This window comes from Nocardia asteroides (assembly GCF_021183625.1).
Lineage (GTDB): Bacteria > Actinomycetota > Actinomycetes > Mycobacteriales > Mycobacteriaceae > Nocardia > Nocardia asteroides_A.
The window spans coordinates 3,206,747-3,223,938 of sequence record NZ_CP089214.1; the positions used below are offsets into that span (position 1 = coordinate 3,206,747).

The following is a 17,192-nucleotide window of genomic DNA, read 5'->3' on the forward strand; positions in this document are numbered from 1 at the left end:
CGGAGCGGCCGTGGTAGCCGCGCGCCAGCTGCGCACCGGCCAGGTACAGCTCGCCGGTCACCCCGGCGGGCACCGGCCGCAGCCTGGTGTCCAGCACGTAGGCGCGGGTGTTCCAGCAGGGCCTGCCGATGGCGACATCGCGCCCCGACTCCGCGTCGGCGGCGGTGAACTCGTGGTAGACCGCCGAGATCGCGGCCTCGGTGGGGCCGTAGGCATTGTGCAGCGCACCGCCGACCACACCCCGCAGGGCGACGAGCAGGTCCGGCGTCAGCGCCTCGCCGCCGCAGTGCAGGTGCCGGAAGGAGGCGAGCGCGTCGCCCATCCCCTCGGCGAGCAGCGCGGCGAGCACCGAGGGCACGTACTCGGCGATGGTGATCCGGTGCGTGCGCAGCAGGTCCGCGAAGTAGGCAAGGTCCAGGTGGCCACCGGGTTTCGCGATCACCAGCGGGGCGCCGACCGCGACCGGGAGGAAGACCTCCCAGACCGAGACGTCGAAGGTCAGCGGGGCGCGCTGCAGGATGCGGTCGGCGGCGGTGACGCCGTAGCGGAACTCCAGCCAGCGCAGCTGGTTGACGATGGCACGGTGGCTCACCGTCACGCCCTTCGGCCGGCCGGTGGAGCCGGAGGTGAAGAGGATGTAGGCGGTGTTCTCCGGGCGCAGCGGCCGCAGCCGCTCGGCGTCGTGCCAGGGGCCGGAGTCGGGGTGCGCCGCTTCGAGTTCGGCGATGTCGAGGACCGGGGCATCCAGCGGGGGCAGCCCGGAGCCGGTCGGGGCGAGGACGAGCAGCGGTTCGGCATCGGCGAGCAGGCGGTTCAGCCGCTCGGCCGGGTGCTCCGGGTCCAGCGGCAGGTAGGCGCCGCCCGCCCTGACCACCGCGTACAGCGCGACCAGCAGGTCGAGCCCGCGGTGCGCCGCGACGCCGACGACCGTCTCCGGGCCGACGCCGCGGGCGATCAGGGCGCGGGCCAGCCCGCGCACCCGTGTCTCCAGCTCGGCGTAGGTGAGCGCGGTGCCATCGAAGAGCGCGGCGGTACCGTGCGGTTCGGCGGCGGCGCGGGCGGGAAGCAGGTCGTCCAGGGTCTGCGGGGGCAGCGCCTGCGCGGTGGCGTTGCGCTGGACCAGCAGCAGGTCGCGCTCGGCGGCGGAGAGCAGCTCGACGGCCTCGACCGGCGTGCCGGTGTCGCGGACCAGGGCGCGCAGCACCCGCTCGAAGGCGGCGACGAAGCCCTGCGCGGTCTCCGGGTCGAAGAGCTCGGCGGCGTAGTGCAGGTAGATATCGATGCCCGCCGGCTCGCCGTCCTCGGTGCGCTCGGTGAGCGTCCAGTCCTGGTCCACCTGGATGGGGGCGGGGCCGACCTCGAGCGCGGCGATGGCGAGGCGGTGCAGCCGGAACTCCGGCTTGGCGTGGTTCTGCAGCGTGAGCGCCACCTGGTAGAGCGGGGCGTGCGCCTGCGAGCGCACCGGGCTCAGCACCTCGACCAGCTGCTCGAACGGGACGGCGGCGTGGTCGAAGGCGGCCAGGTCGGTGCCGCGCACGGCGGTGAGCAGCTCGGCGAGCGACTGCTCCGGGCGCACCTCGGTGCGCAGCACGAGGGTGTTGACGAACATGCCGACCAGCTCGTCGAGCGCGGCGTCGCCGCGGCCTGCCACCGGGGCGCCGATCACCACGTCCGCGGTGCCGGAGAACCGGGCGAGCAGCACCGCGAGCGCGGTGTGCAGCACCATGAACGGGGTCGCGCGGTGCGCGGCGGCGGTCTCCCGCACGGCCAGGTGCAGCGCGGCGTCGATGGTGGCGGTGACGGCGCCGCCACGGTTGCCGGCGACGGCGGGGCGGGCGCGGTCGGTGGGCAGCGGGAGCAGCTCCGGCGCCCCGGCGAGCTGCCTGGACCAGTAGCCGAGCTGGCGGCCGAGCACCGAGCCCGGGTCGTCGGCGGCGCCGAGCACGTCGCGCTGCCAGAGCGCCACATCGGCGTACTGCACCTCCAGTGGGCGCCAGTTCGGGGCGGCGCCCGCCCGGCGGGCCACGTAGGCGGCGGTGAGGTCGCGGGTCAGCGGGGCGAAGGACCAGCCGTCGGCGGCGATGTGGTGCACCACGAAGAGCAGCACGTGCTCCTGGCGGCCGGGCGGGACGTCGGCGGCCGGGTCGTCGGTGACGCGGAGCAGCCTGGCGCGCAGCGGCACCTCGGCGGTGACGTCGAAGCCGGTGCCCGCCACCGCGGCGACCAGGGCGGGGAGCTCGGCGGGGCGCACGGTGCGCACCACCAGGTCGACCAGCTCGGTGCCCGCGGGGAGGACCAGCTGGGTGGCGGCGCCGTCGTGCTCGGGGTAGACGGTGCGCAGGGTCTCGTGCCTGGCGAGCACGTCGTCGACGGCGGCGCGCAGGGCGTCCACGTCGAGCGCGCCGGTGAGCCGGAGCGCGAACGGGATGTTGTAGCCGCCGCTGCCGCCGTCGAAGCGGTTCAGGAACCACATGCGCTGCTGGGCGATGGAGAGCGGGACGGCGCCGTCGCGCGGGCGGGCGGTGATCGGGGGGAGGGCGTCGGCGGTCTGCTGCTGTTCGCGCAGGGCCGGTTCGATCAGGGTGGCGAGGTCGCGGACGGCGGGGGCGTCGAAGATGGCGCGGACCGGGACCGTCGCGCCGGTCTCGGCGCTGAGCCTGGCGGCGAGCTGGGTGGCGATCAGGGAGTTGCCGCCCAGGGTGAAGAAGTCGTCGTCGCGGCCGATCCGGTCGGTCGCCAGCAGTGCCGCGAAGACCGCGGCGACCAGCTGTTCCGCCTCGCCGGTTGGCGCGCGGAAGGTGGTGGCCGGTTGCTCCGGCGTCGGGAGCGCGGTGCGGTCCAGCTTGCCGGAAGCGGTGCGCGGAAACTCCGGGAGCACCACGTAGGTGGTCGGGACCATGTACGCCGGAAGCGTGCGGGTCAGCGCCTCCCGCACCCGGTGCGTGTCGATGGTGGTGGCGGGGCCGGTGCCCGCGCGCGGGAATTCGGCCGGGTCGGCCGGGTCGGCCGGGTCGGCCGGGTCGGCTACCAGGTAGGCAACCAGCACCGGGCCGGTGCCGGGGTCGCGGACGAGAACCGCCGCCTGGGCGATGCCGGGGAGCGCGAGGAGCGCGGTCTCGATCTCGCCGAGCTCGATGCGCAGCCCGCGCACCTTGACCTGGAAGTCGGTGCGGCCGAGGAACTCCAGCTCCCCGTCGGCGCGGCGGAGCACCAGGTCACCGCTGCGGTAGAGCCTGCTGCCCGGCGCGCCGAACGGGTCGGCGACGAAGCGATCCGCCGTGAGCCCGGCCCGGCCGAGGTAGCCGCGGGCCAGCTGGGCACCTGCCAGGTACAGCTCGCCGGGGGTGCCGACGGGAACCGGGTGCAGCCGCGCGTCGAGGACGTAGGCGGCGGTATTCCAGATCGGGTGCCCGATCGGCACGATGCCGGTGTCGGCGTCGTGCACCTCGTGCACGGAGAGCTCGACCGCGGTCTCGGTCGGCCCGTACATGTTGTGCACCCGGACCCCGAGCGCCCGCATCCGCTGCGCCGACGCCGCGGGCAGCGCCTCGCCGGAGCAGAGCACGTGCCGCAGCGCGGGCACCTGCCTCGGCTCGGCAAGGAAGACCGCGAGCATGGACGGCACGAAGTGCGCCACCGTGACGCCCTCGCGGCGCATGAGCTCGGCCAGGTAGGCCGGGTCCTGGTGCCCGTCCGGCCGGGCCAGCACCAGCCGCGCCCCCACCTGCAGCGGCCAGAAGAACTCCGGCACCGAGACGTCGAAGGTCACCGGGGTCTTCTGCAGGACCACGTCGCCGCGGTCGAGCGGCAGGTGCGCGCCCTGCATCCAGCGCAGCCGGTTCGCGACGGCGCCGTGCGTCATGGCGACGCCCTTGGGCCGCCCGGTGGAGCCGGAGGTGAAGAGCACGTACGCCAGGTGCTCCGGGCGCAGCGCCGCGCGCCGCTCGGCGTCGGTGATCGGCCCGGCCGGGTAGCCGCCGAGGTCGATGCGGTCGATGCGCAGCCGGGGCACCGGGATCTCGCGCGGCAGCTCCGCGCCGGAGGTCAGCGCGAGCAGCGGGACGGCGGTGCCGACGATGTGCGCGGTGCGCTCGACCGGGTGGTCCGGGTCCAGCGGCAGGTAGGCGCCGCCCGCGAGGATCACCGCGTACATGCCGGTGACCAGGTCGATCGAGCGGCGCATGCCGAGCGCGACCAGCGTGTCCGGCCCGACCCCGCGCCCGATCAGCAACCGGGCCAGCCGCTGCGCCCGCTCGGCGAGCTCGGCGTAGCGCAGGTGGGTGTCGCCCGCGGTGAGCGCGACGGCGTCCGGGGTGCGGGCGACCTGCGCGGCGAAGAGCCCGGCCAGCGTGGCGGCGGGCAGCTCGCGGCCGGTGTCGTTCCAGTGCCGCAGCACCCGGTAGCGCTCGGTGGCGTCGAGCAGCGCGACATCCCCGACCGGGGCCTCCGGCACCGCGGTCACCGCCGCGAGCACCCGGAGCAGCCGGTCGGCGAAGGCGGCGACGGTCGCCTCGTCGTACAGCTCGGTGGCGTAGCGCAGGGTGCCGTCGAGCCCGCTGTCGGCGGTGCGCTCGGTGAGCACCAGGTGCAGGTCGACCTTGACGGCCGGGTCGTCGACCTCGACCGGGTGCACGGCGAGCCCCCGCACCCGCAGCGCCGGGTGGTCGGCGAAGGCCGGCTGCGGCTCGGCGTAGCTGAAGAGCACCTGGAACAGCGGCGGGGCGCCGCTGCTCCGGTCGACGGCGAGCGCGTCGACCACGTCCTCGAACGGCAGGTCGGCGGTGCCGAAGGCGGCGAGATCGGCGTCCCGTACCGTCCGCAGGAACGCGCCGAACCCGGCGTCCGGCTCGAACCGGGTGCGCAGCACGATGGTGTTCACGAACATGCCGACCAGCGGGTCGAGCGCGCGGTCGCCGCGCCCGCCGATCGGCGTCCCGACCAGCACATCGGTGCTGCCGCCCGCCCGGCCGAGTGTGAGCGCGAGCGCGGCGTGCAGCACCATGAACGGGGTGGCCCCGGCCCGCCTGGCCAGCGCGCGCACGGCGGCGCCGGTGGCGGCGTCGATCGAGAGCGGGACGGCCGCACCGCGATTGGTGGGTCGCGCGGGCCGCTTCCGGTCCGCGGGCAGGGTGGAGACGGCGGGCGCGCCTGCCAGCGCGGCGCGCCAGAAGGCGAGCTGGCGGTGCGCGAGCGAGCGCGCGTCGGCGGGGTCGCCGAGCACCTCGTGCTGCCACAGCGCGTAGTCGGCGTACTGCACCTCGAGCTCGCCGAACTCCGGCTCGGCGCCGTCGGCCCGCGCCCGGTAGGCGCGCACCAGGTCGGTGACGAGCGGCGGCATGGAGAGCGCGTCGGCGGCGATGTGGTGCACCGCGAGGACGAGCACGTAATCGTCGGGTTCGATGCCGAGCAGCACCACCCGCACCGGGAGCTCGGTGGCCACGTCGAAGACCGCGGCGACCACCGAGGTGACCGCCTCGGTGACCCCGTCGGCGGGGACCGGGACGGGGGCGAGGCCGAGCCCGATCTCGTCGGTCGGCACGACGAACTGGTGCGGGCCCGCGCCGTCGTCCGGGAAGATGGTGCGCAGCGATTCGTGCCGGATCAGCACGTCCAGCACGGCCCGGTCCAGCGCCTCGACCGCGAGCGCGCCGCGCAGCCGCAGCACGACGGGCAGGTTGTAGACGCTGTCCGCGCCGTCCTGCACCTCGATCCGGTTCAGGAACCAGAGCCGCCGCTGCGCCGGGGAGAGCGGAATCGTCGGCGGGCGTTCCCTGCGCGCCGGGCGCGCGGGGACGGTCTCGGCGCCGAGCAGCCGCTCCAGCGCCGCGGCGAGCCCGGCCACCTCGGCGGTCTCGAAGAGCAGCCGCACCGGCACCCTGACCGCGAGCGCCTCGCTGAGCCGCGCGGTGACCCGGGTGGCATCCAGGGAGCTGCCGCCGAGCGCGAAGAAGTCGTCGTCGAGCCCGGCGCGGTCGAGGCGGAGCACCTCGGCGAAGGTCTGCGCGACCAGGGTCTGGGTGCCGGTCTCCGGGGCGCGGAACTCGACCGTGGTGAACTCCGGTGCGGGCAGCGCCTTCCGGTCCAGCTTGCCGGAGGGGTTCAGCGGGAACTCCGCGAGCGCGGTGACCACGGACGGGACCATGTAGGCGGGCAGCGCGGCGCCGACCGCCTCGCGCACGGCCGGGCCGTCGACGTCGCCGGTCACGTACCCGGCCAGGTGCTGGCCGTCGAGCACAAGCACGACGGCCTGGGTCACCCCGGGCACCGCGAGCAGCGCCGTCTCGATCTCGCCGAGCTCGATGCGCTGGCCGCGGAACTTCACCTGGAAGTCGACGCGCCCGGCGTAGACCAGCACGCCGTCGGTGCGCCACGAGACCACGTCGCCGGTGCGGTACAGGCGGGTGCCGTCGCCGAAGGGGTTGGCCACGAAGCGGTCCGCGCTCAGCTCCGGGCGGCCGACGTACCCGCGGGCCAGCTGCGCCCCGCCCAGGTACAGCTCGCCGCGGACCCCGACCGGGACCGGCCGCAGCCGCGAGTCCAGCACGTAGACCTGGGAATTCCACTCCGGCGAGCCGATCGCGGTGTCCTCGGCGGTCGCCTCCTGCGCGGTGATCGAGACCGCGGCCTCGGTGGGGCCGTAGATGTTGTGCACCCGGGCCCAGGTCACCCTGGCGACCGTCTCCGGGGGCAGCGCCTCGCCGATCACGAAGACATCGCGCAGCGTCGCCATCTCGGCGGGGCGGGCGTGCTGGGCGAAGACCGCGAGCATGGACGGCACGAAGTCGGTCAGCGTCACGCCGTGGCCGCGCACCAGCTCGGCGATGTAGCGGGCATCGCGCTGCCCGCCCTCGGCGGCGAGCACGATCCGGCCGCCGGTGGCGAGCGGGACGAAGTAGCCCCAGATCGAGACGTCGAAGGTCGAGGCGGTCTTCTGCAGGTAGACGTCGTCGGCGGTGAAGCCGTACTCGGCCGCCATCCAGGCGATCTGGTTGGCGACCGCGCCGTGCGGTACCAGGACGCCCTTCGGCCGGCCGGTGGAGCCGGAGGTGAACATGACGTAGGCGGCGTTCTCCGGGCGCACGGGTGCCGCGGGCAGCGGGTCGGCGGAGAGCGCGGCCCAGCGCACCCGGTCCAGCAGCAGGACGCGGACGGCCGGGTCGACCGGGACGGCGAAATCGGTCGCGGCGACCAGCACCGCGGGGCGCGCGGTGTCCAGGATGTGGCCGATGCGCTCGGCGGGGTGCGCCGGGTCGACCGGGACGAAGGCGGCACCGGTGCGCAGCACCGCGAGCATGCCCGCCACCAGGTCGACGCCGCGCGGGATGGCGAGCACGACCAGCCGCTCCGGCCCGGCGCCGCGCTCGGCGAGCAGCCGGGCGAAGCGGTTCACCCGGTCGTCGAGCTGCCGGTAGGTGAGCGTGCCCGCCTCGTCGACCAGCGCGACGGCGTCCGGATTCGCGCGCACCCGCTCCGCGAACCCCCCGTGCAGCAGGTGGCCGGGCACCGGGTGCGCGGTCTCGTTCCACGCACCGGTCACCAGGGCCAACTCCGCCGGGGCGGTGACCGGGATGTCGCCGACCACGACGCCCGGATCGCCGGTGACGGCGTGCAGCACGCGGCGGAACTTCACCGCGAACTCCGCCACCGTCGCCTCGTCGAACAGGTCGGTGGCGTAGGTGAACTCGGCGCGGTAGCCGTGCTCCGCGTCGGAGAGCGTGAGCTGCAGGTCGAACTTGGCGAAGCCGGGGTCGAAGTCGACCAGCTCGGTCGCCAGGTCCGGCATGGCGGGCGAGATCGGGCCCAGGTTCTGCATGAACAGCGCGACCTGGAAGAGCGGGTGCCGCGCCTGCGAGCGGGCCGGGTTCAGCACCTCGACCAGCCGCTCGAAGGGGACGTCGGCGTGCGCGAAGGCACGCAGGTCGCGGTCCTTCGCGTGCGCCAGCAGCGCGGTGAAGGGCGCCGCCGGGTCGACCGCGGTGCGCAGGACGAGGGTGTTCACGAACATGCCGACCAGGTCGTCGAGCACCCGCTCGCCGCGGCCGGCCACCGGCGTTCCCACGGTGATGTCGGTGGTGCCGGAGAGCCGGGCGAGCAGGGTGGCCAGCGCCGCGTGCACGACCATGAACGGGGTCGCGCGGTTGGCCGCGGCCACCGCCTCGATCCCGGCCCGCAGCTCCGCGTCGACGGCGAACTCGTGGGTGGCGCCGCGGTAGGAGGCGACCGCGGGGCGCTTGCGGTCGGCGGGCAGCGTGAGCTCGGCGGGGACCTCGTCCAGCTCGGCGCGCCAGAAGCCGAGCTGGCGGGCGACGGCGGAGTCGGGGTCGGTCTCGTCGCCGAGCAGCCGCTGCTGCCACAGCGCGTAGTCGGCGTACTGCACCGCCAGCGGCGGGCGCTGCGGGGCGAGGCCGTTGCGCCGGTCCCGGTAGGCGCTCACCAGATCCCGCATGAGCGGGCCCATGGAGACGCCGTCCGCCGCGATGTGGTGCACCACGAGCACCAGGGTGTGGTCGCCGGGGCCGCTGCGCAGCAGCCGCACCCGGACCGGGATCTCCTCGGCCACGTCGAAGCCCTGCCCGGCCATCGCCGCGACCACCTCGACCAGGTCGTCGGCGTGCACCTCGGATGGGGTCAGGTCGAAGGCCGGGTGCACCGGGCGGACCACCTGCGCCGGCCCCGCCTCGGTCTGCGGGTAGACCGTGCGCAGCACCTCGTGCCTGGCCACCAGGTCGGTGATGGCGGCGGCCAGCGCGGGCACGTCCAGCCTGCCGCGCATGCGCAGCGCCACCGGGATGTTGTCGACGGCGGCGGTATCGATGTCGTCCGGGCCGGAGCGCTCGACGCCGAGCCGGTTCAGGAACCACATGCGCCGCTGCGCCGGGGAGAGCGGCACCCGGTGCGGGCGGGCGCCCGCGGTGAGCGCCGGGCGCGGGGTGCTCGGGGTGCCCGCGAGCGCGGCGAGCGCGGCCGGGGTCGGGCGCTCGAAGAAGTCGCGCATGTCGAGCGAGCGGCCCAGCTCCGCGCCGATCCTGGCGATGGCCCTGGTGGCGATGAGCGAATTGCCGCCGAGCGCGAAGAAGTCGTCGTCCGCGCCGACCTGGTCGCAGCCGAGCAGCTCGGCGAAGAGCTGCGCCACCGCGGCCTCGGCCTCGTTCTCCGGGGCGCGGTACGCGGTCTCGGTGCTGCCGAACTCGGGCTCGGGCAGGGCGCGGCGGTCCAGCTTGCCGTTGGCGTTCACCGGCATGGCGGCCAGCGCGATCAGCAGGCTCGGCACCATGTACTCGGGCAGCCGGTCGCGCGCGCCGGCCAGCACGGCGGCGGCGTCGAGCGCGCGGCCCTGGTGCGGCACCGCGTAGCCGACCAGGTGGTCGCCCGCGCCGTTCCGGTGCAGCAGCACGGCGGCCTGCGCGACGCCCTCGTGCGCCAGCAGCGCCGCCTCGACCTCGCCGAGCTCGATCCGCAGGCCGCGCAGCTTGACCTGGAAGTCGGTGCGGCCCAGGTACTCCAGCTCGGCCTGGGCGCCGGGCAGCGCGGGCAGCCTGCGCACCAGGTCGCCGGTGCGGTACATGCGCTCGCCCGCCGGGCCCTCCGGCGCGGCGACGAAGCGCTCCGCGGTGAGCACGGGGCGGCCGACGTAGCCGCGCGCCAGCTGCACGCCCGCCAGGTACAGCTCGCCGACCACGCCGTCCGGGACCGGGCGCAGGGCGTCGTCCAGGACGAGGAGTTCGGTGTCGTCGGCGGGGCCGCCGATCGGGACGCTCGCGGTGTCGTCCGCGGTCACCTCGTGCGCGGTGACGTCGACCGCGGCCTCGGTGGGGCCGTACAGGTTGTGCAGGGTGGCGCCGCTGATCTTCCGGAAGGCGGCGGCGGTCGAGGCGGGGAGCGCCTCGCCCGAGGCGAAGACCAGGCGCAGGGGTTCGGCGGCGTGCTCCACCTCCGGCTCGGCCACGAAGACGGCGAGCATCGACGGGACGAAGTGCGCGACGGTGACGGCGTTCTCGCGGATGCAGCGGGCGAGGTAGGCGGGGTCGCGGTGGCCGTCGGGGGCGGCGATCACCAGGCGGGCGCCGACCTGGAGGGGCCAGAAGAGCTCCCAGACGGAGACGTCGAAGGTGAAGGGGGTCTTCTGGATGACGGCGTCGTCGGGCTCCATGCGGTACACGCGCTGGCGCCAGCGGAGGTTCGCGAGGATCGCGCGGTGCGTGACGGCGACGCCCTTCGGGCGGCCCGTCGAGCCGGAGGTGAAGATCACGTAGGCGGTGTTGTCGCCGGTGGAGCGGTGCTCGCCGGTGCCGGTGCCGGTGCGCGGGGCGGAGCCTGCGTTCGCGGGGTGCGCGGCCGAGGTGCGGCCGCTGCTCCCCGGGGCGACCGCGGGGGCGGTGCGCTCCCATTCGTCGACGGCGAGCACCGGAACGGGGGTGTCCAGGTGCGGGCGGTCGGGGGTGGTGGTGAGGACGAGGAGGGGGCCGGCGGTCTCCAGGATGTGCGCGATGCGGTCGGCGGGGTGATCGGGGTCGATGGGGACGTAGGCGCCGCCCGCGCGCAGGATGGCGTACATGCCGACCAGCAGCTCGACCGAGCGCCGGGCGGCGAGCCCGACCAGCGTCTCCGGGCCCACCCCGAGTTCGACCAGGTGCCCGGCCAGCCGCCGCACCCTGGCATCGAACTCGGCGTAGGTCAGCACCTCGGCGCCGAACTCCACCGCGACCGTGTCCGGCGTCCGCTCGACCTGCGCGGCGAACTCGGTGACCAGCGTCTCCACCGGCGCGCAGGCGGAAGGCAGCGCCTGCTCCGCGACCAGCACGGCATCGTCCAGCAGCGCGGTGAGCACCGCGCCGAGCGCGCCGTCACCCTCCAACAGCTCGGGCAGCCTGCCCGAGACCACCACCGAGATGAGCGTGTCCGGGCCGAGCCCGTCGCCCATCACCGCACCGAGCTCGGCCAGCTCGCCGGCGAGTTCGGCGTAGCTCACCGTGCTCGCGCCGTGCCGCAGCGCGGGCCGCTCCGGCTGCGCCGCGGCCACCGCGTCGATCAGCCCGGGCAGGTCGTCGATGCCGTACCCGCGCTCCCCCGCCGTGCGCGCTGTGCTCGGGACCGAATCGACGTGGGTCATCGGCGAGTTCCTTCCGGATCGGAAACCTGGGCGGCGGCGTCGGCGAGCAGGGTTTGCAGTGCGGCGGGGAGGGCGGGGCCGAGCGCGGCCAGCAGGCCGGGGATCAGCCCGGCCAGGGCGACGTTCACCAGGGCCTCGGGTTTGGCGACGGCGCCCATGGCCTTGCCGACCGCGCTCAGCTTGGCGTGCAGCTGGGCGTAGCTGACGGTGTGCCCGTTGTGCGCGAAAGCGGTTGCCTCCGGCGCTGTCTCGGCGGCACGGGCGACCAGGGACGGCAGGTCGGCCAGGGTGTGCCCGGCAGGGCGTGGTGATTGATCCGCAGCGCGGGCGGCCAGGTCCTGATCCGCGGCGCGGGAGGCAGGGTGCGAGTCCCTGGCCGCGGGATTTGTGCCTGAGTCATGGTTCGCGACGTGGGCAGGCCGGGGTTCCGGGCGCGCGGCGTAGGTGGGGCGGGGGGTGCGTTCCGCGGCGGTGCGGATGTCGATGGCGCGGACGGTGGTGTCCGGGTCGCCGGCGACGGCCGCGCAGACCAGGGCGAAGCGCTCGGCCAGGGCGCGGACCGTGCGCTCCTCGAAAAGGTCCGTCGCGTAGCCGAAGCGCAGCTCCAGCCCGCCACCGGGCTGTTCGAGCACGGTGAGGTGCAGATCCGCCTTGGCGTCGCCGAGGTCGAGGTCGAGCGGCTCGACGGTGAGGCCGGGCAGCGGCACCGGGCCGGGCGGGTTGTCCTGCACGGTGAGCATGACCTGGAAGAGCGGGCCGTAGGAGGCCGAGCGGGTGCGCCCGAGCCCGTCGACCACCCGGTCGAACGGGATGTCGGCGTGCGCGAAGGCGGCCAGCTCGCGGCGGCGGACCGCGGTGAGCAGCTCCGCGACGGTGCCGCGCGGGTCCAGCTCGCTGCGCAGGACGACGGTGTTGACGAACATGCCGACCAGCTCGTCCAGTTCGGCCGTGCCCCGCCCCGCCACCGGGGTGCCGATGGTGAGGTCCGCGCTGCCGGTGAGCTTGCCGAGCAGCACCGCCAGCGCGGTGTGCAGCACCGTGAACAGGGTGCCGCGGTGCTCGGCGGCCGTGCGGCGCAGCTCCGCGGTGCGCTGCGGGTCGACGGTGGTGGTGACGGTCGCGCCCCGGCCGTCCCGGCGCGCCGGGCGGTGGCGGTCGGCGGGCAGTGCGAGTACCTCGGGGGCGCCTGCCAGTTCCGTGCTCCACCAGGCGAGCTGGTCGTCGGCGACGGTGTCGAGCAGGGTGTGCTGCCAGGCGGTGTAGTCGGCGAAGGTGACCACGGGGCCGGAGAGCTCCGGGTGCTCCCCCGCCGCGGCGGCGGTGTAGGCGCGGACCAGGTCGGTGGCGAGCGGGACCGCCGAGTAGCCGTCGGCGGCGATGTGGTGCAGCACCACCGCGAGGACCCAGTCCCGCTCGCCCGCGCGGAGCAGGGTGGCGCGGACCGGCGGGGCGGTCGTCACGTCGAAGCCTTCGCGGACGAACTCCGCGATGGCGGCCGCGTAGTCGGTGACCCTCCGGATGGGCAGCGGCGCGGCGGCGGGGGCGGGCAGGATCTCCTGGATCGGGCCGCCGGGGGTGTCCGGGTAGCGGGTGCGCAGCGGTTCGTGCCTGCGGACGACGGCGGCGAGGGCGGTGCTCAGCGCGGTGACGTCGAGGTCGCCGGTGAGGCGCAGCGCCAGCGGGATGTTGTAGGCGTCGGAGGTGGTGCTCAGCTGGTTCAGCACCCACATGCGGTGCTGGGCCGGGGCGAGCGGGACGGGGGCGGTGCTCCCGCGCGGTGTCAGGGGCGGGCGCGGGGTGCCGAACTCCGGGAGTTTCGCGGCGAGCGCGGCCACCGTCGGCGCCTCGAAGATCGCCGCCACCGGCACCTGGGCGCGCAGGGCCGCGCCGAGCCCGGCGGCGAGGCGGGTGGCGAGCAGGGAGGTGCCGCCCATGGCGAAGAAGTCGGTCTCCGCTGTGACGTCGGGGGCGCCGATGACCTCGGCGAAGGCACCGGCGACGAGCTGTTCGGCGATGCCGGACGGGGCGCGGCCGGTGGGTTCGGTGAACGACGGGTCCGGGAGGCGGGTGCGGTCGACCTTGCCGTTGCCGGTGAGCGGGAGGGCCGGGAGGACGACGATGGTCGCGGGGACCATGTAGGCCGGGAGCTCCGCGCGCAGGGCGGTGCTGAGCTCGGTCGCCAGTGCGGCGTCTTCCGAGGGCGCGGCAACGTAGGCGACGAGCCGGGTGCCGCCCGCGCTCTCGCGGGCGACGGCGACGGCGCCGGTCACGGCGGGGTGCCGGAGCAGGGCGCTCTCGACCTCGCCGAGTTCGATGCGGAAGCCGCCGATCTGCACCTGGAAGTCGGCCCGCTCCAGGTACTCGAGGGCGCCGTCGGCCCGGCGGCGGACGATGTCGCCGGTGCGGTACATGCGGGTGCCGGTGCTGTAGGGGTCGGCGACGAAGCGGTCCGCGGTGCGGGCGGGGTCGCGCTGGTAGCCGCGGGCCAGCTGGGCGCCGGTGAGGTACAGCTCGCCGGGGACGCCGGGTGGGACCGGGTGCAGCCGGGCGTCCAGGACGCGGACGCCGCTGTTCCAGCAGGGGGTTCCGATCGGGACCGTGTGGTCGGGGGCGTCGGTCACCTCGTGCGCGGTGATCGAGACCGCGGCCTCCGTTGGGCCGTACAGGTTCCACAGCGCCACGTCGGGGTTCGTGCGGCGGAGGGCTGATGCGGTCGCTGCCGGGAGTGCCTCGCCGATGGCGAGTACTCGGCGGAGGGTTCGGGGGAGGCCGGTTTCCAGGAGCATGCCGAGCAGGGAGGGGACGGCGTACAGGGTGGTGACGCCGGAGTTCTCCGCGAGGTCGCGCAGCTGCTCCGGGTCGCGTTCCGTGCCGGGTTCGGTGACCACCAGTGTGCCGCCGGTGGTGAGGTGGGACCAGAATTCCCAGACCGAGAGGTCGAAGGTCGCCGGGGTCTTCAGCAGGGTCGCGTCGTTCGCGCCGAGGTCGAATCGGTCTGCGAGCCAGCTGATCTGGTTGACCGCGGCGGCGTGCGGGATCGCCACGCCCTTGGGCACGCCGGTCGAGCCGGAGGTGAAGATGATGTAGGCGGGGTGCTCCGGGCGGAGGGGTTCCCGGCGTTCCGCGTCGGTGATCGGTGCGGTGCCGGTTCCGTCGGCGGCATCCGGCCGTACACCGTCGACCACCAGTACCGGGCGGTCGGTGGCGATCGAGGGGCTGTCGGTGGTGGTGAGGATGCAGCGGGGGGCGGCGGTGTCGAGGATGTGGGCGATTCGGTCGGCGGGGTGGTCGGGGTCGATGGGGACGTAGGCGCCGCCGGCCCGGGCTACCGCGTACATGGCGATGACCAGTTCGACGGAGCGGCGCATGGCGAGGGCGACGGTGCGTTCGGGGCCGACGCCGTTGGACAGCAGGATTCGGGCCAGGTGGGTGACCCTGGCGTCGAGCTCGCGGTAGCGGAGGGTGCTGCCGGTGGCGGCGTCGACCAGGGCGGGGGCGTCGGGGGTGCGGGCGACCTGGGCGGTGAAGAGGTCGTCCAGGGTGGCCGGGGCGAGGGTGGTGGGCGGGGTGGGGGCGAGCAGGGCGGCGCGCTCGGGTGCGGCGAGCAGGTCGAGGTCGCCGACCGGGTGGGACGGGTCGGCGGCCACGCGGTGCAGGACCCTGGCCAGGCGGGCGGCGATGGCGTCGGCGGTGGCGGGGTCGAAGAGGTCGGTGGCGTAGCCGAGCGTCAGCTCGAGCCCGGCCGGGGTGCCGTCGGCGGCGTAGTGGTCCTGCACGAAGAGGTGCAGGTCGAACTGGGCGACGCCGTCCTCGAACTCGACCGGCTCGACCGCGAGCCCGGGCAGCTCCAGCACCCCGCGCTCGTGGTTCTGGAACGAGTAGCCGACCTGGAAGAGCGGGTGCCGCGCGGTGGAGCGAGCCGGGTTCAGCACCTCGACCAGCCGCTCGAACGGGACGTCGGCATTGCTGAGCGCCGCGACGTCGGCCCGCCTGGCGCGGTCGAGCAGCCCGGTGAAGCTCTCCGCGCCGCGCACCTCGGTGCGCAGCACGATGGTGTTCACGAACATGCCGATGACGTCGTCGAGCTCGGCCGCACCGCGACCCGCGATCGGCGTGCCGACGGCGATGTCGGCGGTGCCGGAGAGCCGCGCCAGCAGCGCGGCGAAGGCGGCGTGCACGACCATGAACAGGGTGGCGCCGCGGCCGCGGCCGAGCGCGGTCAGCGCCGCGTGCGCCGCGGCGTCCAGGTCGACGGCGACGCGCGCGCCGCGCAGGCTCTGGCGGGGCGGGCGCGGGTGGTCGGTTGGCAGCGCGAGCTGGTCCGGCAGCCCGGCCAGGGCGCCGGTCCAGAACGAGAGTTGTTCGGCGGCGAGTGATTCCGGGTCGGCGTCGGCGCCGAGCAGCGCGTGCTGCCACAGCGCGTAGTCCGCGTACTGCACCGGGAGCGGCGCGAAGGCCGGTGCGGTGCCCGCGGTCCGCGCGGCGTAGGCGGTCATCAGGTCGCGGGCGAAGGGCACCAGCGAGGAGCCGTCGGCGGCGATGTGGTGCAGGGCGGCGGCGAGCACGTGCTCGCGCTCGCCGAGCCGGAAGAGGCGGAGCCGGAGCGGGACCTCGGCGGTGACGTCGAAGGTGGTGGCGGCCAGGGTGGCGATCCGGTCGGGTACCTCCTCCCGGGAACTCCGCACCGGGTGCAGCGATTTCCGAACGACGTCACCCACCGGGAGGATCTCCTGCACCGGCTCGCCGTCGACCACCGGGTAGCGGGTGCGCAGCGCCTCGTGCCTGGCGAGCACGTCGGTAATGGCCGCGGCCAGCGCCCCGGTGTCGAGTTCGCCGGTGAGCCGGAGCGCGAACGGGATGTTGTAGGCGGTCGCGGCGGTGCCGAAGCGGTTCAGGAACCACATGCGCTGCTGCGCGGGCGAGAGCGGAATCCGCGCGGGGCGCTCCCCCGCGACGAGCGCGGGGCGCCGCTCCTCGGCACCGGCCACGACGGCCCGCGCGAGGTCGGCGACGCGCGGCGCCTCGAAGAGCGTGCGCACCCCGACCGCCCGGTCCAGCGCGGCCCCGACCCTGGCCGCCACCTTGGCGGCCAGCAGTGAGCTGCCGCCGAGCGCGAAGAAGTCGTCGTCCGCGCCCGCCCGCTCCAGCCCCAGCACCTCGGCGTACACCGCGGCCACGATCTGCTCCGCGTGCCCGCTCGGCGCCCGGTACCCGGCCGCCTCGAACACCGGCGCGGGCAGCGCCGCCCGATCCAGCTTCCCGTTGACGGTCAACGGAATCCGCTCGACCTCGACCAGCGCCGCCGGAACCATGTGCTCCGGGAGCACCGAGGCCAGCCCCTGCCGCAGCGCACCCAGATCCAGCGCGACCTCCCGAGCGGCCTCCGGCACGACGTAACCGACAACGGCACCCTCGTCGGCCAGATCCTGCCGCACGATCACCGCGGCCTCGCGCACCCCGGGTGCGCGCACCAGCTGCGCCTCGATCTCCCCGAGCTCGATCCGGAATCCCCGCAGGTTGACCTGCTGATCCGCCCGCCCGAGGTACTCCAGGTCACCGGTGGCGGTCCACCGCGCCAGGTCACCGGAGCGGTACGCCCTTGTACCGTCACCCGCGTACGGGTCGGCGACGAAGCGGCTCGCCGTGAGCCCGCCCCGGTTCAGGTACCCGCGCGAGAGCTGCAGGCCGGAGACGTAGATCTCCCCCGGCACCCCGGCGGGCACCGGTCGCAGCCGCTCGTCCAGCAGCCGCACGGTCAACCCGGGCACGGCGCTGCCGATCACACCGGTCGCCCCCGGCTCCAGGACGCGGTGCGTGACGTGCACCGTCGTCTCGGTGATGCCGTACATGTTCACCAGCGCCGGCTGCTCCGGATACCGCCCCTGCCACTCGCGCAGCCGCGACGGCTCCAGCGCCTCGCCGCCGAAGATGACCGCGCGCAGCGCGTTCGGCGCGGGCGGTTCGGCCAGGTCGGCGGCGATCAGCTGGTAGAAGGCGGACGGGGTCTGGTTCAGCACCGTCACCCCTTCGGCGCGCAGCAGCTCGCGGAACTGCTGCGGGGAGCGGGCCACGAAGTGGTCGA

At 75.1% G+C, this 17,192-nt stretch carries 2 protein-coding genes (both running past the window's edge); both read right to left on the minus strand.

Translation table 11 applies throughout. The features are described from left to right. Positions 1-11,110 carry the start of a non-ribosomal peptide synthase/polyketide synthase gene (locus tag LTT61_RS15300; protein ID WP_233020629.1) on the minus strand. Its footprint begins 14,348 nt before the window's first position, so only the first 11,110 of its 25,458 coding nucleotides appear in the window; the start codon lies at positions 11,108-11,110; the stop codon falls past the left edge of the window. Continuing rightward, positions 11,107-17,192, minus strand: the final stretch of a protein-coding gene (locus tag LTT61_RS15305; protein ID WP_233020630.1) for a non-ribosomal peptide synthase/polyketide synthase. It continues 11,704 nt past the right edge of the window; 6,086 of the gene's 17,790 nt are visible here — the last part of the coding sequence; the start codon falls outside the window, past its right edge — the gene reads right to left on this strand; its stop codon occupies positions 11,107-11,109. The genes LTT61_RS15300 and LTT61_RS15305 overlap by 4 nt, the downstream gene beginning before the upstream one ends.